The 25,253-nt window shown below is 69.4% G+C and carries 23 protein-coding genes; 22 read left to right on the top strand and 1 reads right to left on the bottom strand.

Features of this window, described 5'->3' with window-relative positions; all coding sequences use genetic code 11:
• Nucleotides 1-81 precede the first annotated feature (81 nt).
• The 5 genes from OYT95_RS00505 to aroB all read left to right on the top strand — a co-directional run bounded on the left by OYT95_RS00505 (nt 82) and on the right by aroB (nt 5,299).
• Entirely contained in the window at nt 82-1,161 is a 1,080-nt protein-coding gene (locus OYT95_RS00505; protein WP_268790592.1) for an IS110 family transposase, read from the top strand.
• Between the two features lie 492 nt (nt 1,162-1,653).
• Nucleotides 1,654-2,313: a prepilin peptidase gene (locus tag OYT95_RS00500; protein WP_268790591.1), complete on the top strand. Its 660-nt coding sequence runs from the start codon at nt 1,654-1,656 to the stop codon at nt 2,311-2,313.
• 75 nt (nt 2,314-2,388) lie between these two features.
• Nucleotides 2,389-3,576: a chorismate synthase gene (gene aroC, locus OYT95_RS00495; protein ID WP_009480413.1), complete on the top strand. Its 1,188-nt coding sequence runs from the start codon at nt 2,389-2,391 to the stop codon at nt 3,574-3,576.
• A gap of 38 nt (nt 3,577-3,614) precedes the next feature.
• Nucleotides 3,615-4,121 (top strand): shikimate kinase, encoded by a 507-nt coding sequence (locus OYT95_RS00490; RefSeq protein ID WP_112302399.1) that lies wholly within the window; start codon nt 3,615-3,617, stop codon nt 4,119-4,121.
• A 65-nt stretch (nt 4,122-4,186) separates the two neighbouring features.
• Nucleotides 4,187-5,299: a 3-dehydroquinate synthase gene (aroB, locus tag OYT95_RS00485; protein ID WP_005262316.1), complete on the top strand. Its 1,113-nt coding sequence runs from the start codon at nt 4,187-4,189 to the stop codon at nt 5,297-5,299.
• A gap of 98 nt (nt 5,300-5,397) precedes the next feature.
• On the opposite strand, the gene OYT95_RS00480 is transcribed toward aroB, so the two are convergent.
• A complete protein-coding gene (locus OYT95_RS00480) occupies nt 5,398-6,144 on the bottom strand; it encodes a B-4DMT family transporter (protein ID WP_268790590.1) in 747 nt (248 codons plus the stop codon).
• A 135-nt stretch (nt 6,145-6,279) separates the two neighbouring features.
• Here OYT95_RS00480 and OYT95_RS00475 point away from each other — a divergent pair, with 135 nt between their 5' ends.
• The 17 genes from OYT95_RS00475 to rox all read left to right on the top strand — a co-directional run bounded on the left by OYT95_RS00475 (nt 6,280) and on the right by rox (nt 25,225).
• Complete coding sequence (locus OYT95_RS00475; protein WP_037237550.1) at nt 6,280-7,383, top strand: aminopeptidase P family protein; 1,104 nt, start codon at nt 6,280-6,282, stop codon at nt 7,381-7,383.
• Nucleotides 7,384-7,417: 34 nt separating this feature from the next.
• Nucleotides 7,418-7,981: an elongation factor P gene (efp, locus tag OYT95_RS00470; RefSeq protein ID WP_005241702.1), complete on the top strand. Its 564-nt coding sequence runs from the start codon at nt 7,418-7,420 to the stop codon at nt 7,979-7,981.
• Entirely contained in the window at nt 7,982-8,491 is a 510-nt protein-coding gene (nusB, locus tag OYT95_RS00465; RefSeq protein WP_037237548.1) for a transcription antitermination factor NusB, read from the top strand.
• 140 nt (nt 8,492-8,631) lie between these two features.
• Nucleotides 8,632-9,261: a bifunctional pyr operon transcriptional regulator/uracil phosphoribosyltransferase PyrR gene (gene pyrR, locus OYT95_RS00460; RefSeq protein ID WP_112302402.1), complete on the top strand. Its 630-nt coding sequence runs from the start codon at nt 8,632-8,634 to the stop codon at nt 9,259-9,261.
• Entirely contained in the window at nt 9,262-10,206 is a 945-nt protein-coding gene (locus OYT95_RS00455; RefSeq protein ID WP_037237544.1) for an aspartate carbamoyltransferase catalytic subunit, read from the top strand.
• A complete protein-coding gene (locus tag OYT95_RS00450; protein ID WP_268790589.1) occupies nt 10,203-11,546 on the top strand; it encodes a dihydroorotase in 1,344 nt (447 codons plus the stop codon). The genes OYT95_RS00455 and OYT95_RS00450 overlap by 4 nt, the downstream gene beginning before the upstream one ends.
• Nucleotides 11,543-12,109: a PH-like domain-containing protein gene (locus tag OYT95_RS00445; RefSeq protein WP_268790588.1), complete on the top strand. Its 567-nt coding sequence runs from the start codon at nt 11,543-11,545 to the stop codon at nt 12,107-12,109. The genes OYT95_RS00450 and OYT95_RS00445 overlap by 4 nt, the downstream gene beginning before the upstream one ends.
• Complete coding sequence (carA, locus tag OYT95_RS00440; protein ID WP_128638663.1) at nt 12,106-13,266, top strand: glutamine-hydrolyzing carbamoyl-phosphate synthase small subunit; 1,161 nt, start codon at nt 12,106-12,108, stop codon at nt 13,264-13,266. Before OYT95_RS00445 ends, carA begins: the two co-directional genes overlap by 4 nt.
• Nucleotides 13,266-16,634 (top strand): carbamoyl-phosphate synthase large subunit, encoded by a 3,369-nt coding sequence (carB, locus tag OYT95_RS00435; protein ID WP_268790587.1) that lies wholly within the window; start codon nt 13,266-13,268, stop codon nt 16,632-16,634. Before carA ends, carB begins: the two co-directional genes overlap by 1 nt.
• Nucleotides 16,631-17,470, top strand: coding sequence for an orotidine-5'-phosphate decarboxylase (gene pyrF / locus OYT95_RS00430; RefSeq protein ID WP_268790586.1), 840 nt, complete (start codon nt 16,631-16,633; stop codon nt 17,468-17,470). Before carB ends, pyrF begins: the two co-directional genes overlap by 4 nt.
• Nucleotides 17,471-17,596: 126 nt before the next feature.
• On the top strand, nt 17,597-17,917 hold the full coding sequence (mihF, locus tag OYT95_RS00425) for an integration host factor, actinobacterial type (RefSeq protein ID WP_005262298.1): 321 nt from the start codon (nt 17,597-17,599) through the stop codon (nt 17,915-17,917).
• Nucleotides 17,918-17,925: 8 nt separating this feature from the next.
• Nucleotides 17,926-18,549 carry a guanylate kinase gene (gmk, locus tag OYT95_RS00420; RefSeq protein ID WP_037237532.1) on the top strand — a complete coding sequence of 208 codons (624 nt, stop codon included), beginning with the start codon at nt 17,926-17,928 and terminating at the stop codon, nt 18,547-18,549.
• 41 nt (nt 18,550-18,590) lie between these two features.
• Nucleotides 18,591-18,896: a DNA-directed RNA polymerase subunit omega gene (gene rpoZ, locus OYT95_RS00415; protein WP_005241734.1), complete on the top strand. Its 306-nt coding sequence runs from the start codon at nt 18,591-18,593 to the stop codon at nt 18,894-18,896.
• Between the two features lie 14 nt (nt 18,897-18,910).
• A complete protein-coding gene (gene coaBC, locus OYT95_RS00410; protein ID WP_037237530.1) occupies nt 18,911-20,215 on the top strand; it encodes a bifunctional phosphopantothenoylcysteine decarboxylase/phosphopantothenate--cysteine ligase CoaBC in 1,305 nt (434 codons plus the stop codon).
• 132 nt (nt 20,216-20,347) lie between these two features.
• On the top strand, nt 20,348-21,562 hold the full coding sequence (gene metK / locus OYT95_RS00405) for a methionine adenosyltransferase (RefSeq protein ID WP_005241739.1): 1,215 nt from the start codon (nt 20,348-20,350) through the stop codon (nt 21,560-21,562).
• A gap of 46 nt (nt 21,563-21,608) precedes the next feature.
• The gene (locus OYT95_RS00400; RefSeq protein ID WP_268790585.1) at nt 21,609-23,627 is read left to right on the top strand and encodes a primosomal protein N'; all 2,019 of its coding nucleotides are present in this window, start codon (nt 21,609-21,611) and stop codon (nt 23,625-23,627) included.
• Between the two features lie 170 nt (nt 23,628-23,797).
• The gene (rox, locus tag OYT95_RS00395; protein WP_268790584.1) at nt 23,798-25,225 is read left to right on the top strand and encodes a rifampin monooxygenase; all 1,428 of its coding nucleotides are present in this window, start codon (nt 23,798-23,800) and stop codon (nt 25,223-25,225) included.
• Nucleotides 25,226-25,253 lie beyond the last annotated feature (28 nt).

Here is a 25,253-nt window from a genome sequence, read left to right as displayed (position 1 = left end):
CCCACTCCACATGTGAACGTGGGTTGCCGACAGGAAACGGGTCCTGGCCGGTAGAGCCACAAGATGTGGGAGGCCCCAGCAATGAATCAGCGTACGAGCGTCGGATTGGATGTGCACGCACGATCGGTCGTCGCGTGCGGCCTCGACGGGCGGACCGGTGAGCTGTTCGAGCGCCGATTGACGCCCGATCATCGCGACATACTCGAGTGGATCCGGTCGTTGCCGGATCCGGTGAAGGCGACGTACGAGGCCGGGCCCACCGGGTTCGGGCTGGCCCGTTTCCTGGACACTGTCGGCATCGAGTGTCTGGTGGCCGCGCCCTCGAAGCTGCAGCGCCCGTCCGGAGATCGGGTCAAGACCGACGTGCGAGATGCGCGACATCTGGCGAGATTGCTGCATCTCGATCAGATCACCTCGGTCACGGTGCCGAGCGTGGCGCAGGAGGCGGCCCGGGATCTGGTGCGGGCCCGTGAGGACGTGCGCCGGGATCTGATGGCGGCTCGGCATCGGGTGTCGAAACTTCTTCTGCGGCAGGGAATCGTCTACTACGGCGGGCACGCGTGGACGCAGGTGCACGACACCTGGCTGCGCAGCCAGCATTTCGATGAGCCCGGTCTGCAGTTGGCTTACGAGACCGCGTACGACACCATGCTCGCCGCCCTCGGCCGGCGCGACCGTTTGGATGCCGCGATCACCCGGATGGCCGCCGACAGCGCCTACACCCCGGTGGTGACCCGGCTCGGGTGCCTGCGGGGGGTGTCCATGTTGACCGCGTTCGGGTTGGCGGTCGAGATCGGGGACTGGCACCGGCTGACCGGCCGCTCGATCGGCGCCTACCTGGGACTGGTGCCCACCGAGTCGTCCTCGGGCGCCTCCCGCTCGCAGGGGGCGATCACCAAGACCGGCAACGGGCACGCGCGCCGGTTGCTGATCGAGGCCGCCTGGCATCACCGACAGCCCTATCGTGCCGGGGTGGATCTGCGGCGCCGCTGGGACAAGGCCTCACCGGCGGCCCGAGCCCGCGGGCAACGGGGCAACCGGCGCCTGCACGAGCGCTGGGCCGGGTTCGACGCCCGCCGCAAGCGTCCCGTGCTGGCCAACACCGCCATCGCGCGCGAGCTCGCCGGGTGGTGCTGGTCGTTGGCCGTGCTCGACGACTGACCCACGGGGCCTTCCCCCGCCGCGGCCATTCTGGTCGTTGCTCGTCGGGCGGCAAGGTTGGTTCTCCTCGCTTGCGCTGCGGGGACTCCACCTCGCCCCCGCTCCTCGGCGACGACCGATGAGGCACTGACCGGGGGGCCGGCAGGACCCCACGAACGTCCCGGATGATCACACGGTTGGTGACAACAGCGCCTGGGAGTGACCCGCGAGACAACTATGAGCAATCCTCAACTGCACGTTGGGATCACGCTCGAGGTTAGACCAGCGATCCACTCCAGCCGAACAACTGTCTTTGCGGTAGCCAACCCGCGCATATCAGACTTCGACAACGCGTCGATAACCGACACGCTCGCCACCAACCACCAGATTCATCCGGGGCCACCGAGGCGGACGTCCACGACGACGGTCCTGGACGTCCGCCTCCTGCTGCCCTCTTGACAAATCTGCGTCCATATCAGTTGTCCACAGGCCGGACCGCCATCCACAGGTCGATTGTCGTGCCAGGTCACGGTGATCGGCACCGTGATCCGGTCACGCATGCTGCTCGGCATGTGGTGGCTGATCGCGGCGAGCGTGGTGGCAGGTGCAGGTGCGGGATGGGCAGCCCGCCGGACGGCCGGTCTGTTCGTGGGCACGGTGCGGCCGGGCTGGTGCGAGGTGGTGTGCGCCGTCGGCGTCGCCGCCACGGTCGGGACCGGCTCCGCCGCAACCGCATCGTGGGTGCTGCCGTGTGCGCTCGCGTTCTGGTGGTGGTGTGTGAGTCTCGCCGTCACCGATCTGTGTGCGCGGAAGCTGCCGAACCTGCTGACCCTGCCCGGGTTCCTGGCGATCGTCGGCGTCGGTGCCGCGACCGGATCCGCGGCCGCAGCCGTGATCGGCGGGGTCCTGCTGGCGGCGGCGTATCTCGCCGTGTACCTCGGCGCACCCGGCGGGGTCGGCGCGGGTGATGTGAAACTCGCACTCGGAGTCGGCGCGGCCGCCGGGCTTGCTGGGGGCGGGGCCTGGGTGCTCGCGGCCGGGCTGGCGCCGGCGCTGACAGCGCTGGCGGGCTGTATCGTCCTCGCCGTCCGGCGTTCGGCGCCTCCGCTTCCGCACGGCCCCGCCATGTGTGTCGCGACACTGGTTGCGCTGTTCGCCGCGCACGTCACCTGAACGAGTCCGCGCCCGGCACGCGGTTGGGAGGACCACCGTCACTGCCGGGCGCGGCGACATGGAAGGATATTGGGCGTGCTGCGCTGGATAACTGCCGGAGAATCCCATGGTCCCGCCCTCGTCGCGATGCTCGAGGGGATGGTCGCGGGCGTCGAAGTGACGTCCGAGGACATCTCGACCCAACTCGCGCGACGCCGCCTCGGCTATGGCCGCGGCGCGCGGATGAAGTTCGAGGCCGACAAGGTCACGATCGTCGGTGGTGTGCGCCACGGGCGGACGCTCGGCGGACCGATCGCCGTCGAGGTGGGCAACACGGAGTGGCCCAAGTGGGAAACCATCATGTCCGCGGACCCGGTGGACGCCGAACTGCTCGCCGACCAGGCGCGCAACGCGCCGCTGACCCGCCCGCGCCCCGGCCACGCCGACTACTCGGGCATGCTCAAGTACGGATTCGACGACGCCCGCCCGGTTCTCGAACGCGCGAGTGCGCGCGAGACCGCGGCCCGGGTCGCGGCCGCGACGTTCGCCCGTAGCTTCCTCCGCCAGGTGTTCGGCGTGGAGGTGCTGTCCCACGTGATCTCCATCGGCGCGTCCGACCCGTACGTCGGCCCCGAACCCACCGCGTCGGATCTGGCGGCGATCGACGCCAGCCCGGTGCGCGCCTTCGACAAGGCCGCCGAGGAATCGATGATCGCCGAGATCGAGGCCGCCAAGCGTGACGGCGACACCCTCGGTGGTGTCGTCGAGGTCGTCATCCACGGTCTCCCCGTGGGTCTCGGATCGTTCATCAGCGGCGCGGACCGCCTCGACGCCCGTCTCGCGTCCGCCCTGATGGGAATTCAGGCCATCAAGGGTGTCGAGGTCGGCGACGGCTTCGAGACCGCGCGCCGTCGCGGCAGCCAGGCGCACGACGAGATGCGTCCGGGCCCGGACGGAATCCTGCGCTCGACCAACCGCGCGGGCGGCCTCGAGGGCGGCATGACCAACGGGGAGGCCCTCCGCGTTCGCGCGGCGATGAAGCCGATCTCGACGGTTCCGCGCGCGCTGGCCACCGTCGACATGTCGACCGGTGAGGAAGCCGTGGCCATTCACCAGCGGTCCGACGTGTGCGCGGTGCCCGCCGCCGGTGTCGTGGCCGAGGCGATGGTGGCGTTGGTCGTCGCCCAGGCGGCACTCGAGAAGTTCGGGGGCGACTCGGTTGCCGAGACGACCGCCAACTACGAGCGGTACGCGTCGGGCGTCGCAGCCCGGCTCGCGCGATGACCAGCCGGTCTGCCGTCGCATCGGGGCGGTGACCGATGATGGCACCGAAAGCCGTGCTCGTCGGCCCCCCGGGAGCGGGTAAGTCCACGATCGGGCGGCGCCTCGCCCAGGCCCTGGACCTTCCGTTGTTCGACACCGACGTGGCGGTCGAGGAAGAGGCGGGACGCACGATCGCCGAGATCTTCGTCCAGGAGGGCGAACCCGCCTTCCGCGCCCTCGAGGAAGAGATCGTCCGGAAGGCCATCGAGAGCCACGAGGGGATCGTGTCGCTCGGCGGTGGATCCATCCTCTCCGAGCGCACCCGGGAATTGTTGAAGGGCCACACCGTGATCTATCTCGAGATCAGCGTGGCCGAGGGGCTCAAGCGCACGGGGACCAACACCGCGCGCCCCCTTCTCGCCGGTGGCGACCCCCGTCAGAAGTACACCGAGTTGATGCGCAAGCGCCGACCGCTGTACCGGCAGGTGGCGTCCATCCGGATACGCACGGACGGGCGGAGTCCCGCCCGTGTGGTGCAGCAGCTGCTGGCGAAACTCGCCGAGTGATCGGCGACCCCGGCGGAACAGAGACAACCGAGAATCTCGGACAAGACGGAGCGGAGCAGCAGACAGTGACCGAACCGGTACGCGTACAGGTGCAGACGGCGAACCCCTACCCGGTCATCATCGGGCGCGGATTGCTCGGCGAGCTGGTGGACGAACTCACCGGCACGAGGACGGTGGCGATCTTCCATCAGCCGCCGCTGGCCGAGACGGCGGAGGCGGTGCGCGCGGCGCTCGCCGAGAAGGGAATCGATGCGCACCGCATCGAGATTCCGGACGCGGAGGACGGCAAGGATCTGGCCGTGGCCGGCTTCTGCTGGGAGGTCCTCGGCCGGATCGGGCTGACGCGCAGCGACGCCGTGGTCAGCCTGGGCGGCGGCGCGGCGACCGACCTCGCCGGGTTCGTCGCGGCGACGTGGATGCGCGGAGTACGCGTGATCCACGTGCCCACGACGCTGCTCGCGATGGTGGATGCGGCGGTCGGCGGCAAGACCGGCATCAACACCGAGGCCGGCAAGAACCTGGTGGGTTCGTTCCACGAGCCGTCGGCCGTGCTGATCGACCTGGCGACGCTCGAGACGGTGCCCCGCAACGAGATCGTGGCCGGGATGGCGGAGGTCGTGAAGACCGGCTTCATCGCCGACCCCGTGATCCTGGACCTCATCGAGAAGGACCCCGAAGCCGCTCTGGACCCGACGGGAACCGTTCTGCCCGAACTGATCCGGCGGTCCGTGGAGGTCAAGGCCAAGGTCGTGGCCGCCGATCTGCGCGAGTCCGATCTGCGCGAGATCCTCAACTACGGTCACACCCTCGGGCATGCGATCGAGCGGCGCGAGCGCTACCGCTGGCGCCATGGCGCGGCCGTCGCCGTCGGGCTCGTGTTCGCGGCGGAGCTGGGGCGTCTGGCGGGACGCCTGGACGATGCGACGGCGGATCGGCACCGCACCATCCTGGAACTGGTGGGTCTGCCCACCACGTACGACGCGGACGCGTTCGGCCAGCTGGTCGAGGGGATGCAGACCGACAAGAAGAACCGGGCGGGCGTCCTGCGTTTCGTCGTGCTCGACGGGCTCGCGAAACCCGGACGGCTCGAGGGCCCGGACCCGTCTCTGCTCGTGGCCGCGTACTCCGCGGTGGCCCGCGAGGAGAAGCCGGGCACCGGCGGTGCCGTCCTGCTGTGACGTAGCGACGACGCAGCGACACGAAGCAAGGACGCGGCGGTGTGAGGGAGTGCGCTCACACCGCCGCGTCGTCTGTCGGTGTGGTGAAGCCGAGGGCTCTACTCGCCGCGGCGCTGGTCGTCCGTGGTGCGCTTTCCGAGGTCGACAGGGTCCTGCCACGCGGTGTCCCCGCCCTGCGGCTGATCGAGGTCCGACGTGTCCTCGCGGTAGTTGTGCACCGGTTCGAATACGGCCGTGTCGGCGTCGGAACCGGCGTAGCCGGTATCCGCGGTCTGCTCGTACGCCTGTCCGGGGTAGTTCTGTCCGTAGCCCTCGTCGTCGGCTACGGCTGCGGCTGCGGTTCCCCCCGCTGCGGCTCCTGCGGCCGTTCCGGCACCGTGCGCCGCCGGCTGACGTTCGCTGCGGGCCTTCTCCGTCTTCCTGGAGTCGCGGCTGACGAAGAACCGGCCGAGGAACACGGCGAGCATGGCCGGCACGAAGATCAGCAGGACCGTGAACGCGGCCCCGGACGTGATCTCGAAGAAGAACGAGTTCTGGGTGACGTTGAGGGACGGCACCAGGTTGGCCAGCCAGCTCCCCACACCCGCGACGACGCCGCCGAGCAGGGCCGCCTTCAGCCACAGCATCGTCAGGTCGGCGCCGTGCTCCGGATCCGGGTTCCGGCGACGGTCCCGGATACCGTCGATGCCGGCCCAGATCAGCGCCACGAACACGACGATCAGCAGTGCGAGCCATCTCAGAACGGAACCCTGAAGGGGCCACTGTGTGATCGACACACCGAGGATCACACGAACGAAAACATGTATCAGGGCCATCCCGAGGCCGCGTACCACCCACGCATTCATGGGCACAGCGTAACGAGCGGGTTTTCACCCGTGTGGTCTAACCCACACGGCGCGCTCTGAAACCTGTTCTCGCCACCGCACGGGTGCCGCCGATCCTCGCCCGCCGGGCGGCGATTTGCCGGTACGTTTGACGACATGCCTGCTGATCATGGTTCGCGGCGCGCGGCGCTGCGCGCGGCCCTCGCCGCCCGGGATCTCGACGCGCTCCTGGTGACGAATCTGGTGAACATCCGGTATCTCACCGGGTTCACCGGATCCAACGCAGCCCTGCTCGTCCACGCCGCCGACGCCGACGGAGCCGAGGAACGCACCGTCATCTGCACCGACGGGCGTTACCTCACGCAGGTCGGGGAACAGGTTCCCGACCTGCGGGCCGAGATCGCCCGCGCCAGCGCCGCACACCTCATCGAATCGGTGGGGCGGCGGAGTCCGTCCTCGCTGGCGTTCGAGAGTCACGTCGTGACGGTGGACGAGTTCGCGGCCTGGTCGGTGCTCGCGCCGGACGCGCGGCTCGACCCCGTCCCGGGACTCGTCGAGGAACTGCGGATGGTGAAGGACGATTTCGAGGTCGGTTTGCTGCGGGCGGCGTGCACGGCCGCCGACGCCGCGCTCGCCGAGCTGATCGAGCGTGGTGGCCTCCGCCCCGGGCGCACCGAGAAGGAGGTGGGCCGGGAACTCGAGGCGCTGATGCTCGCGCACGGCGCCGACGGCATCTCGTTCGAGACCATCGTCGCGGCGGGCGCCAACTCGGCGATCCCGCACCACCGCCCGACCGAGGCGGTGCTCGCCGGCGGCGATTTCGTCAAGCTGGATTTCGGAGCCGAGGTCGGCGGTTACCACTCGGACATGACCCGAACGTACGTCCTCGAGCGGGCCGCCGACTGGCAACGGGATGTATATGCGCTGGTCGCGCGGTCGCAGGAGGCTGGACGGGACGCGCTGCGCCCGGGAGCGGAAGTGTCCGCCGTGGACGGTGCCGCCCGCCGGGTCATCGAAGACGCCGGGTACGGGGAACTGTTCCTGCACGGGCTCGGACACGGCGTCGGCCTGGAGATCCACGAAGCTCCGGGAATCGGCAAGCTGGGCACCGGTACACTTCTGGACGGTGCGGCGGTGACCGTCGAGCCGGGCGTGTACTTCTCCGGGCGCGGAGGCGTGCGGATCGAGGACACGCTCGTGGTTCGTGAGCAGGGACCGGAGCTGCTCACACTCACCACCAAAGACCTGACTGTCGTGTAGACGGTTTCGACCTTATCGAGGAGACGCGAAGCAAGTGGCTTCCACTAGTGATTTCAAGAACGGCCTGGTCCTGCAGATCGAGGGCCAGCTGTGGACGATTACCGAGTTCCAGCACGTGAAGCCCGGCAAGGGTCCCGCGTTCGTGCGCACCAAGTTGAAGAACGTGCTCTCGGGCAAGGTCGTCGACAAGACGTTCAACGCCGGCGTCAAGGTGGACACGGCCACCGTCGACCGCCGCGACATGACGTACCTGTACCACGACGGCACCGACTACATCTTCATGGACGGCGACACGTACGACCAGATCTCGATCAGCGAGGCCACCGTCGGCGACGGCGCACGCTTCATGCTCGAGAACATGGCCGTGCAGGTTGCGACGCACGAGGACGTTCCGCTGTTCGTGGAACTGCCCGTCACCGTCGAACTGGTGGTCCAGCACACCGATCCCGGCCTGCAGGGCGACCGCTCCACCGGTGGCACCAAGCCCGCCACCCTCGAGACCGGTGCCGAGATCAACGTTCCGCTGTTCATCAACACCGGTGACAAGCTGAAGGTCGATTCCCGCGACGGCAACTACCTCGGGCGTGTGAATTCCTGAGTGTCCGGTACGCATAAGAAACTCGGCGCACGGCACAAGGCCCGCAAGCGCGCCGTGGATTTCCTCTTCGAGGCCGAGGCGCGAGATCTCGATCCGGTCGATCTCGCGACCGAACGCGCGGAACTGTCCGGCAAGGACGACTCCGTGGCTCCGGTCGCTCCGTACACCGTCACCGTGGTGACCGGGGTCGCGGAGAACCTGGACCGCATCGACGAGGTGATCTCGTCCCACCTGCAGGACTGGACGCTCGAGCGGCTGCCCGCCGTCGACCGCGCCATCCTGCGCATCGCCGTGTGGGAGCTGTTCCACGCCACCGACGTGCCTCCAGTCGTGGCCGTGGACGAGGCGGTGGAGCTGGCGAAACAGCTGTCCACCGACGAGTCGCCGGGGTTCGTCAACGGCATCCTCGGTCAGGTCGTGCTGGTGGCCCCGCAGGTGCGGTCCGCTGCCGCCGCGACGTCGCGGCGCGCCGAGACCGCCGGCGGCGATTCGACCGACGCCGGCTCGTAATTTCGTGTCCCGCTGCGGGCCCGCGACTGCGGGCCCGCAGGTCAGGGGTCCGGGCCTGGCGCAGTCGACGCGCTGATAAGCTGTCCGCGTCAGGCATCCTTTAACGATCCGTCCAGTGAGGCGGAGAAGGAGGTCGTTGTATGCGCGTGCCCGAAGGGTCTCGCCCCGCCGGGGAACCGGCGGATTCAACACCAGAGTCGTCCCCGTCCGTCGAACCCGCACGCGAGCTGCTGTCCGCAGCCGATGTGGGACGGACCATTGCGCGAATCGCGCACCAGATCATCGAGAAGACCGCGCTGGACGCCGCCGACGGTGACACGCCGCGTGTCGTCCTGATCGGCATCCCAACCCGGGGCACGACGCTCGCGGCGCGCCTGGCCGGGAAGGTCGAAGAATTCTCCGGGGTGCGCCCCTCGGTCGGCTCCCTCGACATCACCCTGTACCGCGACGACCTGCGCACCAAACCGCACCGTCCCCTCGAACGCACGTCGGTGCCCGAGGGTGGTGTCGACAACACTCTGGTCGTGCTCGTCGACGACGTGCTGTTCTCCGGCCGCACCGTCCGCTCGGCACTCGACGCCCTCCGCGACCTCGGGCGGCCGCGCGCCGTTCAGCTGGCCGTCCTCGTCGACCGCGGCCACCGCGAACTGCCGCTGCGCGCCGACTACGTGGGCAAGAACGTGCCCACCGCCCGCACCGAGGACGTCAAGGTGCTCCTGAGCGAACACGACGGCCGCGACGCGGTCATGATCTCCGGGGGGAAGAGCTAAGTGAAGCACCTGTTGTCGATCGCGGACCTGACACGGGAATCGGCTGTCGAACTCCTCGACGAGGCCGAACGCTTCGAACAGGCCCTCCTCGGACGTGAGGTGCGGAAGCTCCCGACGCTGCGCGGCCGGACGGTCATGACCGTGTTCTTCGAGAACTCGACCCGGACCCGCGTCTCGTTCGAGGTCGCCGGGAAGTGGATGAGCGCGGACGTCATCAACGTCAGCGCGTCGAGTTCGTCGGTGTCCAAGGGCGAATCCCTCCGGGACACGGCGATGACGCTGCGCGCCGCCGGCGCCGACGCCCTGATCGTGCGCCACCCCGCGTCGGGTGCGGCCCACCAGATCGCGAACTGGACCGGGCATCAGGACGACGGCGGACCGGCGGTCATCAATGCCGGTGACGGTACCCACGAACATCCCACCCAGGCGCTGCTCGACGCGCTCACGCTGCGTCAGCGTCTCGGCGACATCGAGGGCAAGCGCATCGCCATCGTCGGCGACATCCTGCACAGCCGGGTGGCGCGGTCGAACGCACTGCTGCTGTCGATGCTCGGCGCCGAGGTGGTCCTCGTCGCGCCGCCCACGTTGCTCCCCGTGGGGGTGTCGTCGTGGCCGGTGTCGGTGGCGCATTCGCTGGACGCGGAGCTCCCCGGTCTCGACGCCGTCCTCATGCTGCGGGTGCAGGCGGAACGGATGAACGGTGGATTCTTCCCGTCCCAGCGGGAGTATTCGATCAATTACGGCCTGTCGGAGAAGCGGCTCGCACTGCTTCCCGACCATGCAGTGGTGCTGCACCCCGGCCCGATGCTGCGTGGCATGGAGATCGCGTCGGCGGTCGCCGATTCGACGAGAACCGCTGTGCTGCAGCAGGTGACCAACGGTGTGCACATGCGGATGGCGGTGCTGTTCCGGCTGCTGGTCGGAGCGGAGGAAGTTGCGGGATGAGTGACAGTGCAGTGACAGGAGAGACAGTGCTCATCAAGAACGTGTTGCTGTACGGCGAGGGCGACCCCACCGACGTGCTGCTCGGTGACGGCGTCATCGTCGCGATCGGTGCGGACGCGGGCACGGACAGCGGGCCGCACGTCGAGGTGATCGACGCGGCGGGGCAGATCCTGCTCCCCGGTTTCGTCGACCTGCACACCCACCTGCGTGAGCCCGGTCGCGAGGACACCGAGACCATCGATTCCGGTTCGGCCGCCGCGGCGCTCGGCGGGTACACCGCGGTGTTCGCGATGGCCAACACCAGCCCGGTCGCCGACTCGGTGGTCGTGACCGACCACGTGTGGCGCCGCGGCCAGGAAGTCGGGCTCGTCGACGTACACCCCGTCGGCGCCGTCACCGTCGGGCTCGAGGGCAAGCAGCTCGCCGAGATGGCCACGATGGCGTCGGGGATCGGCCGGGTGCGGATGTTCTCGGACGACGGCCACTGCGTCTACGACCCGTTGATCATGCGCCGGGCGCTCGAGTACTCGAGTTCGCTCGGGGTGCTCATCGCGCAGCACGCGGAGGAGCCGCGACTGACCGTCGGCGCCGTCGCGCACGAGGGCCCCACCGCCGCCCGGCTCGGCCTCGCGGGCTGGCCGCGCGCCGCCGAGGAATCGATCGTCGCGCGCGACGCGCTGCTCGCCCGCGACGCCGGGGCGCGGGTGCACATCTGCCACGCCTCCACCGCGGGCACCGTCGAACTGATGAAGTGGGCACGCGGCCAAGGCATTTCGATCACCGCCGAGGTGACCCCGCACCATCTGCTGCTCGACGACTCCCGGCTCGAGACGTACGACGCCGTCAACAAGGTGAATCCGCCCCTGCGGGAGGCGAGTGACGTCGCCGCGCTCCGGGCCGGACTGGCCGAGGGGATCATCGACTGCGTCGCGACCGATCACGCGCCGCACGCCGAGCAGGACAAGTGCTGCGAGTTCGCGGCCGCCCGACCCGGAATGCTAGGCCTGGAGACCGCACTGTCGATCGTCGCGCAGACGATGGTCCGCACGGGCCTGCTCGACTGGCGCGGCGTGGCCCGGGTGATGAGCGAGCGCCCCGCCGCGATCGTCGGACTCGACGACCAGGGCCGCCCGATCGAGGTCGGCGAACCCGCCAACCTCGTGCTGATCGACCCGGACGCCGAATGGACGGTCCACGGCCCCGACCTCGCCAGCGTCGCCCACAACACGCCGTACGAGTCGATGACGCTGCCGGCGCGGGTGACCACGACGATCCTCCGCGGCCGGATCACCGCGAGCGACGGACAGGCCCGCGTCCCGGTGCGGAACGGCAGGGGATGACGGTGGAGAGAATTCTGTGGATAGTCGGCCTCGTCGCGTTCTGGGCGCTGGCCATCTTCCTCATGTACATCGGGTGGCGCGGTCGTGCCCGCCGGCAGGCCGACCGGGTCGGGCAACTTCCCGCCGTGCCCGCGCACCTCGGCGAGCAGACGATCGCCCCGGCCACCGGACTGTACGTGGGCAGCACCCTCGCCCCGAGCTGGCAGGACCGGATCGCGGTCGGCGACCTCGGTTTCCGGGCGACGGGGGAGATCTCCCGGTACGCGGCCGGGATCCTGCTCGAACGTGACGGGGCGTCGGCGATCTGGATTCCGCACGACGCGGTCCGCGCCGTGCGCACCGAACGCGGTCTCGCGGGCAAGGTCATGAGCAAGGACGGCGTCCTCGTGATCCGGTGGGAACTGCCGACGGGCACCGAGATCGACACCGGTTTCCGCAGCGACGACAAGTCCGTCTACCCCGCCTGGGTCAGCGCAGGGGAGCCGGACCGCAAGACAGACAGTGATGATTCAGCGAATGCGGCGAGCTCTGGTGAGGTCGAGCAGAACGGAGAGAACGCATGAGCGGCTACGACACCGACTCTGCAGTACTGGTCCTCGAGGACGGACGGGTATTCCGGGGCACCACGTTCGGTGCCGTCGGCCAGACGCTCGGTGAGGCCGTCTTCAGCACCGGCATGACCGGCTACCAGGAGACCCTCACCGACCCCAGCTACCACCGCCAGATCGTCGTGGCCACCGCGCCGCAGATCGGCAACACCGGATGGAACGACGAGGACGACGAGTCCGTCGGTCCCACCGGCAGCAGCGCCGAGGCGAAGATCTGGGTCGCCGGGTACGTCGTCCGCGACCCCGCCCGCCGCACCTCCAGCTGGCGCGCCACCGGCTCCCTGCAGGACGAGCTCGTGAAGCAGGGAGTCGTCGGGATCGCCGGCATCGACACCCGCGCCCTGGTCCGCCACCTGCGCACCCGCGGCTCGATGCGCGCCGGCGTGTTCTCCGGCGACGCACTGGCCGACACCGACGTACTGCTCGACCGCGTGAAGAGCCAGCCGTCGATGCTCGGCGCGGACCTCGCCGGCGAGGTCAGCACCACCAGCGGGTACGTCGTCGAGCCGACCGGCGGCGAGGCACGGTTCACCGTCGCGGCGATCGACCTCGGCATCAAGACCAACACCCCGCGCATGTTCGCCGAGCGCGGCATCCGGGTGCACGTGCTCCCGTCCAACGCGACACTCGAGCAGATCCTCGACCTGAAGGCCGACGGCGTCTTCCTCTCCAACGGTCCCGGCGACCCGGCGACCGCCGACGGTGCCGTGCACCTCACGAAGGAAGTCATCGGGCAGGGCCTGCCCCTGTTCGGCATCTGCTTCGGCAACCAGATCCTCGGGCGGGCGCTCGGTCTCGGCACCTACAAGATGAAGTTCGGTCACCGGGGCATCAACATCCCGGTCGTCGAACACGAGACGGGACGCATCGCGATCACCGCGCAGAACCACGGGTTCGCGCTCGAGGGCGAGGCCGGGCAGGAGTTCGACACCCCGTTCGGCAAGGCCGTGATCAGCCACACCTGCGCCAACGACGGTGCCGTCGAGGGGGTCCGCCTGCTCGACGGATCCGCCTTCTCGGTGCAGTACCACCCCGAGGCCGCGGCGGGCCCGCACGACGCCGCGTACCTGTTCGACCGCTTCACCAGCCTGCTCGAGGGAGTCAAGAACTAATGCCACGCCGTACAGATCTCTCCCACATCCTGGTGATCGGCTCCGGGCCGATCGTCATCGGCCAGGCCTGTGAGTTCGACTACTCCGGAACCCAGGCCTGCCGGGTGCTGCGCGAGGAGGGCCTGCGGGTCAGCCTCGTCAACTCCAACCCGGCCACGATCATGACCGACCCCGAGTTCGCGGACGCCACGTACGTGGAGCCGATCACGGCCGAGTTCGTCGAGAAGGTCATCGCCCTCGAGGCCGAGAAGGGTCACCCGATCGACGCCGTCCTCGCGACCCTCGGCGGCCAGACGGCCCTCAACACCGCGGTGGCACTGCACGAGCAGGGCATCCTCGAGAAGTACGACGTCGAGCTGATCGGCGCCGACTTCGACGCCATCCAGCGCGGCGAGGACCGGCAGAAGTTCAAGGACATCGTCGCCAAGGTCGGCGGCGAGTCCGCGCGCTCCCGCGTCTGCTACACGATGGACGAGGTCCGCGACACGGTCGCCGAACTGGGCTTCCCCGTCGTCGTGCGGCCGTCGTTCACGATGGGCGGCCTCGGCTCCGGCATGGCCTACGACGACGAGGACCTGACGCGGATCGCCGGCGGCGGTCTCGCGGCGTCGCCCACCGCCAACGTGCTGATCGAGGAGTCGATCCTCGGGTGGAAGGAATACGAGCTCGAGCTGATGCGCGACGGCCGCGACAACGTCGTGATCGTGTGCTCGATCGAGAACGTCGACCCGGTCGGCGTGCACACCGGTGACTCGATCACCGTCGCCCCCGCCATGACGCTCACGGACCGCGAGTACCAGGCGATGCGCGACCTCTCGATCGACATCCTCCGCGAGGTCGGCGTCGACACCGGCGGCTGCAACATCCAGTTCGCCATGGACCCCGCCGACGGGCGCCTCGTCGTCATCGAGATGAACCCGCGCGTGTCGCGGTCCAGTGCGCTCGCATCCAAGGCGACCGGCTTCCCGATCGCGAAGATCGCCGCGAAGCTCGCCATCGGCTACACCCTGGACGAGATCGTCAACGACATCACCAAGGAAACCCCGGCGTGCTTCGAGCCGACCCTCGACTACGTCGTCGTCAAGGCGCCCAGGTTCGCGTTCGAGAAGTTCCCCGGCGCCGACGACACCCTCACCACCACGATGAAGTCGGTCGGTGAGGCCATGTCGATCGGCCGCAACTTCACCGAGGCGTTCGGGAAGGTGCTGCGCTCGCTGGAGACCAAGAGGGCCGGGTACTGGACTGGCCCCGACGTGGAGGCCACCGACCTCGACAGCCTCCTGGCGGAACTGAGCGTCCCCCGCGACGGCCGCGTCTACGGCCTCGAGAAGGCGTTCGCCCTCGGCGCCACCGTCGAGCAGCTGTTCGACGTCACGAAGATCGACCCGTGGTTCCTCGACCAGATCCTGCAGATCCACGAGCTCGGCGACACGCTGCGCGAGGCGCCCGAGGTGACCGAGCGGGTGCTGCGCCGTGCCAAGCATCACGGCCTGTCGGACCGGCAGATCGCGGCCTTGCGCCCCGAGATCGGCGGCGAGGACGCGGTCCGGGCGCTGCGTGAGCAGTGGAACGTCCACCCCGTGTACAAGACGGTCGACACCTGCGCCGCCGAGTTCGAGGCGAAGACGCCGTACCACTACTCCACGTACGAACTCGACCCGGCGGCCGAGTCCGAGGTGGCCCCGCAGACTGAGCGTCCGAAGGTCCTGATCCTCGGTTCCGGACCGAACCGCATCGGTCAGGGCATCGAGTTCGACTACTCCTGCGTCCACGCCGCGCTGACGCTGTCGGAGGCCGGCTACGAGACGGTGATGGTCAACTGCAACCCGGAGACCGTCTCCACCGACTACGACACCGCCGACCGTCTGTACTTCGAGCCCCTCACGTTCGAGGACGTGCTCGAGGTGTACCGGGCCGAGTCGCTGTCGGGCACCGTCGCCGGGGTGATCGTGCAGCTCGGCGGTCAGACCCCGCTGGGTCTGGCGAAGCGGCTGAAGGCCGCGGGGGTGCCAATCGTCGGCACCAGCCCGGAGGCGATCGACCTCGCGGAGGATCGCGGCGAGTTCGGGAAGGTGCTCGTCGAGGCCGGGCTGCCCGCTCCCAAATTCGGCACCGCCACCACGTTCGCCGGGGCCCGCGAGATCGCCGCCGGCATCGGGTACCCGGTGCTGGTCCGGCCGTCGTACGTCCTCGGTGGCCGCGGCATGGAAATCGTCTACGACGAGGCGTCGCTGGAGAGCTACATCTCCCGCGCCACCGAGATCTCCGACGACCGGCCCGTCCTGGTCGACCGGTTCCTCGAAGACGCCATCGAGATCGACGTCGACGCGCTCTGCGACGGCACCGAGGTGTACCTCGGCGGCGTGATGGAGCACATCGAGGAGGCCGGTATCCACTCGGGCGACTCGGCCTGTGCGCTGCCGCCGATCACCCTCGGCCGCGCCGACCTCGAGAACGTCCGCCGGTCCACGGAGGCGCTCGCCAAGGGCATCGGCGTCAAGGGCCTGCTCAACGTCCAGTACGCCCTGAAGGACGACATCCTCTACGTCCTCGAGGCGAACCCCCGCGCCAGCCGCACCGTGCCGTTCGTGTCGAAGGCGACGGCGGTGCAGCTCGCCAAGGCGTGCGCCCGCGTCATGCTGGGCGAGTCCATCGCCGATCTCCGCGCGAGCGGGGTGCTCCCGGCCACCGGCGACGGCGGCTCGACCCCGGCGGACGCGCCCGTCGCCGTCAAGGAGGCGGTGCTGCCGTTCAACCGGTTCCGGCGCGCCGACGGCACCGGGGTGGACACCCTGCTGAGCCCGGAGATGAAGTCGACCGGTGAGGTCATGGGCATCGACGCCGACTTCGGCACCGCGTTCGCGAAGAGCCAGACGGCCGCGTACGGCTCGCTGCCCACCTCGGGCTCGGTGTTCGTCTCCGTCGCCAACAAGGACAAGCGGTCGCTGATCTTCCCGGTCAAGCGGCTCGCCGACCTGGGCTTCCGAATCCTCGCCACCGAGGGGACGGCGGCGGTTCTCCGCCGGAACGGCATCACGTGCCAGGAGGTGCACAAGCACTCCGGCGAGACGCTGGAGGCGGGTGAGCGCACCATCGTCGAGAAGATCCGCGACGGCGAGGTCGACATGGTGATCAACACGCCGTACGGCAACTCCGGACCGCGCGTCGACGGTTACGAGATCCGCAGCGCGGCCGTCGCCATGAACATCCCGTGCGTCACCACCGTGCAGGGTGCCTCCGCCGCGGTGCAGGGCATCGAGGCCGCGATCCGCGGCGACATCGGTGTCCAGTCCCTCCAGGCGCTGCACGCGCGGCTGCGGTCACCCGCCGTGGTCGTGGCCCCCGCGACCGGGTCCGCCTCCTCGTGAGCGGGCACCACCACCACCACTCCTGGGTGCATCGGCTGAAGTCGGCGGTCGAGCACCGGGGGCGGTTGTGCGTCGGGATCGATCCGCATCCGGGATTGCTCGAGACGTGGGGGCTACCCGTCTCAGCCGAGGGGCTGGAGACGTTCGCCGAGATCTGCGTGGAGGCCTTCGTCGGTGAGGTGGCCGTCGTGAAGCCTCAGGTGGCGTTCTTCGAAGCGTACGGCTCCGCCGGGTACGCGGTGCTCGAACGCACCATTTCGGTCCTCAGAGAGGCAGGGACGCTCGTCGTCGCCGATGCCAAGCGCGGGGACATCGGGTCGACGATGGCGGCGTACGCGCAGTCCTGGCTGGGTGCGGAGTCGGCTCTGTCCTCCGATGCGCTGACCGTGTCGCCGTATCTGGGGTTCGGTGCGCTCGACCCGGCGCTGTCGCTGGCTGCGGAGCAGGGCCGCGGGCTCTTCGTGCTGGCCCGCACGTCCAACCCGGAGGGTGGCGATCTGCAGGCGGCGCAGACCGCCGGGGGAGTGTCCGTGGCCCAGTCGATGGTGGACGCGGCGGTCCGGCACAACGACGCGCAACCCGGTCTGGTGGGTCTGGTGGTGGGTGCGACACGCGGACACGGCCTGGATTTGTCGAATTTTTCCGGGCCGATTCTCGCGCCCGGTCTCGGCGCCCAGGGCGCGACTCCCGGTGATCTCGCCGACATTTTTCCCGATTCTCGAAAACTGTTGTTGCCGAACAGTTCTCGGGGTGTTCTCGGTGCCGGACCGTCGGTGACGGCACTGCGTGAGGCGGCCGTGAAGGTCCGTGACGAGATCGAGTCCGCACTCTCATAGCCCACCCGAATCCGGCTCTGACCTCGGGGGGTGGGTTCGCAATCGGCGCCGGGCGTGAGTACGGTCGCTATCGCTGCTGGTTATCCAGTGGTTTGGACTATTTGCCAACGACGAGACGGAGGAACCGTGGCCCTTCCCCAGTTGACTGATGAGCAGCGCGCTGCTGCTTTGGAGAAGGCAGCTGCTGCCCGCAAGGCCAGGGCTGAGCTCAAGGAGCGCCTGAAGCGTGGTGGCACCGACCTCAAGCAGGTTCTCAAGGACGCCGAGGACGACGAGATCCTGGGCAAGATGAAGGTGTCGGCACTGCTCGAGGCGCTGCCCAAGGTGGGCAAGGTCAAGGCGCAGGAGATCATGACCGAGCTGGAGATCGCTCCGACCCGTCGCCTCCGTGGCCTCGGCGATCGGCAGCGGAAGGCCCTGCTCGCCAGGTTCGACTTCGAGGCCTGAGCACGACAGTGGTAGCTGACGCACAAGTGTCAGAGAGCAAGACCGCAGTGCGGAGGGGTCGGCTGGTAGTACTGGCCGGCCCCTCGGCCGTCGGTAAGTCCAGCGTGGTGCGACTCCTGCGTGAGCGGATGCCGGAGCTCGTCTTCAGCGTGTCCGCGACGACGCGCGACCCACGCCCGGGCGAGGTGGACGGCAAGGACTACCGGTTCACCTCTCGCGACGAGTTCCAGCGGATGATCGAATCCGGTGAGCTGCTCGAATGGGCCGAGATCCACGGCGGACTCCAGCTGTCGGGAACCCCGGCCGCACCGGTCCGCCGGGCGATCGAGCAGGGCAAACCGGTGCTGGTCGAGGTCGACCTCGCCGGTGCGCGGGCCGTTCGCGCCGCGATGCCGGAGGCTCTGCTCGTCTTCATGGCGCCCCCGAGCTGGGACGTGCTGGTCGACAGATTGACCGGCCGGGGCACCGAATCCGCCGAGGTCGTGGAGCGGCGACTCGCGACCGCGAGAGTCGAGCTGGAGGCGCAGGACGAGTTCGACGAGGTCATCGTGAACGAGGATGTCAGCCGATCGTGCGACGAGTTGGTATCCTTGTTGGTTGGACGACCGGAACAGTCCGAGTCGACCCACTAGATCTCACATCAACTAGCCAGAACTATTTCAGGAGATACCGAGTGAGCAGCACCCCCGCAGTAGCGTCCGCAACACCCAGCCACGGCGCCCTGCCGGCTTACGACACCCCGCTCGGCATCACCAATCCTCCGATCGACGAGCTTCTCGCCCGCACGTCGTCGAAGTACGCGCTGGTGATCTACGCGGCCAAGCGTGCACGTCAGATCAACGATTACTACAACCAGCTCGGTGACGGCATCCTCGAGTACGTCGGCCCCCTCGTGGAGCCGGGCCTGCAGGAGAAGCCGCTGTCGATCGCGCTGCGTGAGATCCACTCCGATCTTCTCGAGCACACCGAAGGCGAGTGAGCGGAGGATCTGCCGTGCCTGAACAGGCAGCGGGCCCGGGCTCCGGGCACGTGACGGATTCACCGGAACCGGTTCCCTCGGGGGCAGCCCGCAAGCGGATCGTCGTCGGTGTCGGCGGCGGCATCGCCGCGTACAAGAGCTGTGCCGTCATTCGGGCCTTCACGGAGGCCGGGCACCATGTGCGGGTCATCCCGACGGAGTCCGCGCTCGAGTTCGTCGGCAAGGCGACGTTCGAGGCGCTGTCGGGCAACCCCGTGCACACGGGTGTGTTCACCGACGTTCCGCAGGTTCCGCATGTTCGTCTCGGACAGGAAGCGGATCTCGTCGTCATCGCGCCCGCCACCGCCGACCTCATGGCGCGGGCCGTGGCGGGACGCGCGGACGACCTCCTCACCGCGACGCTGCTCACCGCGCGATGTCCCGTGGTGTTCGCTCCGGCGATGCACACGGAGATGTGGGAGCACCCGGCCACCGTCGCCAACGTCGCCACGCTGCGCGCACGCGGCGTGACCGTCATCGAACCCGCTTCCGGCCGCCTCACCGGCAAGGACACCGGTGCCGGCCGGCTGCCCGAACCCGACGAGATCGTCGGATTGGCGTCGTTGCTGGTCGAGCGTCCCGACGCGCTGCCCCGCGATCTCGAGGGTCGGCGGGTCCTCGTGTCCGCGGGCGGCACCCGTGAACCGCTCGACCCGGTGCGGTTTCTCGGTAACCGCAGTTCGGGCAAGCAGGGCTATGCCATCGCCCGGCTCGCTGTGCAGCGCGGGGCCGAGGTCACCCTCGTCTCCGGCTACACCGCCGGACTCGCCGACCCGGCCGCCGTCGACATGGTGCACGTCCGCACGGCGGAAGACATGCGGGTCGCGGTCGCCAAGCACGCACCCGGATTCGACGCGGTGATCATGGCCGCGGCGGTGGCCGACTTCCGGCCGTCGACGACGGTGGCGAGCAAGATCAAGAAGGGTGCGGGTGAGCCCGACTCCATCGCGCTCACCAAGAACGAGGACATCCTCGCCGGCCTGGTGCAGTCCCGGAGAGACGGCGAGATCCCGTCGAAGACCGTGATCGTCGGATTCGCGGCCGAGACGGGCGACGCCGACGGCGACGTCCTCACGTACGCGCGGGCCAAGCTCGCGCGGAAAGGCTGCGACCTGCTCGTCGTCAACGCGGTCGGCGAGGGCAAGGCGTTCGAGGTCGACCACAACGACGGATGGCTGCTCGGAGCCGACGGTTCCGAGTCCGCGCTCGAGCACGGATCGAAGGCGTTGATGGCGAGCCGGGTACTCGACGCCGTCGACCAGCTGTTCCGGACACTCTGACGGACTATCCGGCAGAGTTTCGGTGATTCGAAGGGTGTCACTCCCGCCGGGGTGGCGCTAGGGTCGTTCGCGGTATTACGCAGCTAAGCTGTTTTCAAGTGCTGTTCAGGACAACTGTCGAGAGGGAATTCTGTGAGCCAGTCCGGTAGTCGGCTATTCACCAGTGAGTCTGTGACCGAGGGGCACCCGGACAAGATTTGTGATGCGATCAGCGACTCCATCCTCGACGCGCTCCTGACCGACGACCCACGCGCCCGCGTCGCCGTCGAGACACTGGTGACCACCGGACAGGTTCACGTCGCCGGTGAGGTCACGACCACCGCCTACGCCGACATCCCCAAGATCGTGCGCGACACCGTGCTCGAGATCGGGTACGACTCCTCGGCCAAGGGCTTCGACGGCAACTCCTGCGGCGTCAACGTCGCGATCGGTGCACAGTCCCCGGAGATCGCGCAGGGCGTCGACCACTCGCACGAGGTCCGCACCGGCGAACTGAGCGACGACGAGATCGACCGTCAGGGCGCAGGCGACCAGGGTCTGATGTTCGGGTTCGCCACCACCGACACCCCGGAACTGATGCCGCTGCCGATCGCGTTGGCGCACCGCCTGTCGCGTCGTCTCACCGAGGTCCGTAAGTCCGGTGTCCTGCCGTACCTGCGCCCGGACGGCAAGACCCAGGTCACCATCGAATACGACGGCGACAAGGCGGTTCGCCTCGACACCGTGGTCATCTCGACGCAGCACGCCGCCGATATCGACCTCGACAACCTGCTCACCCCGGATCTGCGGGAGAAGGTTCTCGGATCGGTGCTCGCCGAGATCGACATGCCCGAACTCGACGTCTCGGACATCCGCCTGCTCGTCAACCCGACCGGCAAGTTCGTGCTCGGCGGTCCGATGGGGGACGCAGGCCTGACGGGTCGCAAGATCATCGTCGACACCTACGGCGGCATGGCCCGCCACGGCGGCGGCGCGTTCTCCGGCAAGGACCCCTCGAAGGTCGACCGGTCGGCGGCCTACGCCATGCGCTGGGTGGCCAAGAACGCGGTCGCGGCGGGCCTCGCGGACCGGATCGAGGTCCAGGTGGCGTACGCGATCGGCAAGGCGGCGCCGGTGGGTCTGTTCGTCGAGACGTTCGGTACCGAGAAGACGGATCCGGCGCGGATCCAGCAGGCCATCACCGAAACGTTCGACCTGCGGCCCGGCGCCATCATCCGCGACCTCGACCTGCTGCGTCCGATCTACGCGCAGACCGCGGCCTACGGACACTTCGGTCGCACCGACATCGACCTCCCGTGGGAGAGCATCGACCGGGCGGAGAAGCTGCGGGCAGCCGCAGGCCTCTGATCGGTAGTCACGGCGCGGCGGGCGCCGCTGCGGTAGGAGCCGCCGCGTGAGCGCGGAGAAGGTTGCGGCAGAAGTAGATCCGGTTGCCCGGGTGCTGCCGCTGCTTCCGCTTGCCCACCTCGACCGCGAATTCGACTATCTCGTTCCGAAGGACCTCGACGAGCAGGCGCGGCCCGGTGTCCGGGTGCGCATCCGGTTCGCCGGACGTCTCGTCGACGGGTTCGTCGTCTCCCGGAACGCGACGAGCGACCATCAGGGCCGTTTCGGCTGGCTCGAACGGGTGATCTCGCCCGAGCGGGTCCTGACCGAGGAGATCACCCGGGTGGTCGACCTCGTCGCCGGCCGGTACGCCGGGACCCGCGCGGACGTCCTGCGGCTCGCGATCCCGCCGAGACACGCACGGGCGGAGTCCGAGGCTGCGTCCGAGCCCCCCGCGATGCCGGACATCGCGATCGAGACCGAGGCGTGGGACCGGTACGTCCACGGCGGGGCATTCCTGACCGCATTGTCGGGGGAGCGTGCCCCGCGCGCGGTCTGGCAGGCGCTCCCCGGCGAGGACTGGCCGGCGCGTCTCGCGGAACTGTCGGGGCTCGTCGCCGCCACCGGCGCGAGCACCGTCGTCGTCGTTCCCGATCAGCGTGATCTCGACCGCGTGGTCGCGGCGGTGGAGAAGCTACTGGGCAAGGACGCGGTCGTCGGACTCGCCGCCGGTCTCGGTCCGGCCCTGCGCTACCGGCGTTGGCTGGCTGCGCTGCGCGGGACGGCACAGGTCGTCGTCGGGACCCGGAGTTCGGTGTTCGCGCCGACGCCGCGCACCGGGCTGATCGTGGTCTGGGACGACGGGGACGACAACCATTCCGAGCCGCGTGCACCGTATCCGCACGCCCGCGAGGTGGCGCTGCTCCGCGCGTACGCCGGCGGGTGCGCGGTGGTGCTGGCCGGACACGCCCGCACCGCGGAGGCCCAGGCCCTGGTCGACTCGGGGTGGGCGCACGACCTCGTGGCCTCCCGGGACACGGTGCGGGCGGCCGCCCCGAAGATCACCGCACTCGCGGACAGTGACCACGCACTGGCCCGCGACCCCGGCGCGCGCGCCGCCCGGCTGCCCGCGATCGCGTTCGCGGCTGCCCGGGAGGCGCTCGGCGCCGGCCGGGGAGTGCTGGTCCAGGTGCCCCGGCGCGGCTACGTGCCCAGCCTCGCGTGCGGCAAGTGCCGGGCGCCCGCGCGATGCCGACAATGCAACGGACCTCTCGCGCTGCCGTCCGCGGCCGGCCCGGACGGGGCGGGAACCCCGGCGTGCCGGTGGTGCGGCGTCGCCGACGCCGCACACCGCTGCCACGCGTGCGGAGCGAAGGCACTGCGGGCCGTCGTGGTCGGTGCCGGACGGACCGCAGAGGAACTGGGTCGCGCGTTTCCCGGGGTCGCCGTCCGGATGTCGGGCGGCACGGACGTCGTCGACGAGGTGAAGCAGGGACCCACTCTCGTGGTGTCGACGGTCGGGGCCGAACCCGTGATGCCGGGCGGCTACGGCGCGGCGTTGCTGCTGGACGGCTGGGCGCTGCTCGGCCGTCCCGATCTGCGCGCGGCCGAGGAGACGCTGCGGCGGTGGATGACGGCGTCGTCGCTCGTGCGGCCGTTCGCCGAGGGCGGCCAGGTGGTCGTGGTCGCGGATTCGGGGATTCCGACCGTGCAGGCGCTGGTTCGCTGGGACCCGGTCGGTCATGCCCGTGCGCAGTACGAGGAGCGGGCGGAGGTCGGATTTCCGCCCGCCATCCACCTCGCGGCCATCGACGGCAGCTCGAAGGCGATCGCCGACCTCCTCGACCTCGCGGTTCTGCCGGCGAATGCGGAATTACTGGGTCCGGTCGAGTTGCCTGCGGGGGAGCGGTTGCCGTTCTCCGGCGACGCGCCGGAGCCGGCGGACGTGGAACGGATGCTGATCCGGGTGCCCCGTGGCGAGGGGAAGCCGCTGGCCAAAGCGTTGGGAGAGGCGCAGTCGGTGCGCAGCGCACGCAAGGACTCGCAGCCCGCCCGTGTCCAGATCGACCCGATCCGCATCGGGTAGTTCGGCCGGGGGATGACACGACAGTGGCAGGGAGGTTATCCATTCCCTGCCACTTTCACCATATCGCGCACCGGGGGCCTTGCGGCAAGACCCGGGGTGTGCCGCAGAATCTCCCACCGAAGCCAGGACCTGCGGTAATCAGTATTCGCGAAGTACGTGTGGGGGTTTTCATGATTGACGTGATCGTTGCCGGCGGCGGACCGACCGGCCTGATGCTGGCCGGCGAGTTGCGGCTGCACGGCGTGCACGCGCTCGTGCTGGAGAAGGAGGCCGAGCCGACCAGGCATGTCCGGTCGCTCGGCCTGCACGCGCGCAGCGTCGAGGTGATGGACCAGCGTGGTCTGCTGGATCGGTTCCTCGCCCTCGGCACGCAGTACCCGCTCGGCGGCTTCTTCGCCGGGATCACCAAGCCGCAGCCCGAGCGGTTGGACACCGCGCACCCGTACGTCCTCGGCATCCCGCAGCCCGTCACGGAGCGACTGCTGACCGAGCATGCCCTCGAGCTCGGCGTCGAGATCCGCCGCGGCCGCGAGCTGGTCGGGCTGAGTCAGGACGACCGCGGGGTGACCGCCGTGCTGGCCGACGGCACCCAGCTGCGCTCGCGCTACCTCGTCGGCTGCGACGGCGGCCGCAGCACGGTGCGCAAGCTGCTCGGCGTCGGCTTCCCCGGCGAGCCCACCCGGGTCGAGTCGCTGCTGGGCGAGATGGAGATGGACGCGCCGCCGGAGACGCTGAACGCCGTGGTGGCGGAGGTCCGCAAGACCCACAAGGGGTTCGGCGCCGGGCCCTCCGGTGACGGGGTGTACCGCGTCGTCGTGCCCGCCGAGGGGGTGGCCGAGGACCGGTCGGTCCCGCCGACCCTCGAGGAGTTCAAGCAACAGCTGCGGGTGTTCGCCGGCACCGACTTCGGCGTGCACTCACCGCGGTGGCTGTCCCGCTTCGGTGACGCCACCCGGCAGGCCGAGCGCTACCGGGTCGGCCGGGTGCTGCTGGCCGGCGACGCGGCGCACGTCCACCCCCCACTGGGCGGGCAGGGCCTCAACCTCGGTGTCCAGGACGCGTTCAACCTGGGCTGGAAACTGGCCGCCGAGGTCAACGGCTGGGCACCGGAGGGGCTGCTGGACAGCTACCACACCGAACGCCACCCGGTAGCCGCCGACGTGCTGAACAACACCCGCGTGCAGTCCGAGCTGATGTCCACCGAGCCGGGTCCCCGGTCCGTGCGCAGGCTGCTGTCGGAACTGATGGACTTCGAGGAGGTGAACCGGTATCTGACCGAGAAGGTCACCGCGATCGGGGTCCACTACGACCTCGGGGAGGGGCATGAACTGCTCGGCCGGCGGTTGCGGGACATCGGGCTGAAGCGGGGCCGCCTCTACGAGTTGATGCACGGCGGCCGCGGGCTGCTGCTCGACCAAACCGGCCGGCTGTCGGTGGCGGGCTGGGCGGACCGGGTCGACCACGTCGTCGACGTCAGCGAGGAACTGGAGGTGCCGGCGGCGCTGCTGCGGCCGGATGGCCACGTGGCGTGGGTCGGTGACGACCAGCAGGATCTGGTCGGCCACCTGCCCGAGTGGTTCGGCGCCCCCACCGGCTGAGCGCGAGCGCCTCCGGGCTCGGGTCGTT

This window comes from Rhodococcus sp. JS3073 (assembly GCF_026810085.1).
Classification (GTDB): Bacteria; Actinomycetota; Actinomycetes; order Mycobacteriales; family Mycobacteriaceae; genus Rhodococcus_F; species Rhodococcus_F wratislaviensis.
Note: the sequence above shows the minus strand (reverse complement) of the source record. Positions and strands in the feature narration are given on the sequence as shown.